This window comes from Streptomyces sp. GbtcB7 (assembly GCF_019091445.1).
GTDB lineage: Bacteria > Actinomycetota > Actinomycetes > Streptomycetales > Streptomycetaceae > Streptomyces > Streptomyces mirabilis.
Map to the genome: position 1 here is coordinate 1 of NZ_JAGXJM010000719.1, position 232 is coordinate 232.

Sequence of the window (232 nt, forward strand, 5' to 3'; positions counted from 1 at the left end):
CCCGGCTGGCGGAAAGCGAGAAGCTGGCCGCTGAACTCGGTGACGAGGTGGCGCCGTTCATGGCGTTGAGTCTGCGGGGGACCGCGGCGCTGTCCCGCGGACACCTGCCTGAGGCACTCGTCTGCTTCGAGGCGGCCTCGGCCGGTCTCACCAGGGGGGGGCACGCAGGCGGCACTCTCTCCACGGACTTCCAGACCGCCAACGCGTGCGCCCACGCGTGCGACGAGCAGGC

At 72.0% G+C, this 232-nt stretch carries 1 protein-coding gene; it reads left to right on the forward strand.

Annotated elements, in window-relative coordinates; all coding sequences use genetic code 11:
* Positions 1–232 (forward strand): hypothetical protein (locus KVT44_RS57340; RefSeq protein ID WP_217577237.1); only part of this gene is annotated, 232 nt, incomplete at both ends.